The following is a 1,184-nucleotide window of genomic DNA, read 5'->3' on the forward strand; positions in this document are numbered from 1 at the left end:
GAGATTCTATGGTTGTAAACAACGGTCTTTAGGCCGTTCTGCTTACGTATTCCTCCTTCTTCTTCATCAGGGCAAATGCAACCCGGGCGAGCTTGCGCGACAAGATCACCAGCGCTTCAGTCGTGGCCTTGCCCTTGTTTCGATAGTGTTCGTACGTCTCTTTCCAAGCCGCCGAGCGGCTGGCTGACATTGAGGCGTTATGCAGTAATCGGCGAATTTCCGGGCAACCTCGCTTCGTTAAACGACGTAGTCCCGTCTTCTGCCCGGAATCGGAGACTCTCAAGTCCATGCCAAGGAAGGCAATGAAGGCATCGCTGTTTTTGAACTCGCCGCGGATAAACGCCATAACCAATGCAGTAGCTGTCAGAAAACCGATGCCCTCGATGGCCTGACAACGAGCAACTTGCTCCAGTAAACCAGCCTCCTTAAGTAACTCCTTGAGCTTCTTTTGGACCAGCAGATCCAACTTGTCCATTTGCTGGGTAAAGCTCTTGAACGCCGCTTTGAGCAGCTGCTCATTACCCCAACTCTGGCTCAGGGCGGTGCGCATCGTGACCAGAGCAGCCCTGCGGCGTAGAAGGCTCTGAAGCTTGCCATAAACGGCTGGCGGTGGCGCCCAAGGGCGCAGATCCCGGCTTTCCCGCTCCAGATAACGGCCAAGCAAAGCGGCATCACTGGCATCGGTTTTGGATCGGCCACCAATGCCTTTTCGGTAGTTACTAAGTTGAAATCCGTCAACAACATAGACCTTGAAGCCCTTTTCATGTGCCATCTCCACAACGTCCAGGTGGTAGACGTTCGTTGCTTCGACGCACAGAGCAGTGTTGGCAGGTTGTTGCTTCAGCCATCTCTTGATTTCAGGCTTGGTATTGCTCAGCGACATCTGCGTGCCGTGGCTTTGAAAATGAACGACCAGCTCGGCTTTGGCAACATCAATACCGATGATGAAATCGCTCGTTTCCATTGCCATGGTTTGCACTCCCGCTGTATGGTTTTTCGACTCGAAGGGTTTCACCAAGAGGCGCAGGCTTGTTTCTATCGTCGTTGAAGAGAACGAAGCATTCTTTATCGGCGCTTTGGTGGAAGGGGTGAGGACGATTTCTCCCACGGTCTGTACTGCTGTGAACAGTCAGAAGCCGGCTTTAGGTCCCACCCACCCCTTCGAGTCCTACCATACAAGCCGG

General features: G+C 53.2%; 1 protein-coding gene. It reads right to left on the reverse strand.

Going from position 1 to position 1,184, the window contains the following annotated elements:
- Positions 1–28: 28 nt before the first annotated feature.
- Positions 29–970: an IS110 family transposase gene (locus EGJ09_RS26365; RefSeq protein ID WP_125925180.1), complete on the reverse strand. Its 942-nt coding sequence runs from the start codon at positions 968–970 to the stop codon at positions 29–31.
- Positions 971–1,184 lie beyond the last annotated feature (214 nt).

The organism is Pseudomonas sp. p106 (assembly GCF_003936645.1).
Classification (GTDB): Bacteria; Pseudomonadota; Gammaproteobacteria; order Pseudomonadales; family Pseudomonadaceae; genus Aquipseudomonas; species Aquipseudomonas putida_E.

Bases quoted from the DNA above. Each gene is read 5' to 3' on its own strand.
- EGJ09_RS26365 (WP_125925180.1), bottom strand. From the start codon at position 970: ATGGCAATGGAAACGAGCGATTTCATCATCGGTATTGATGTTGCCAAA.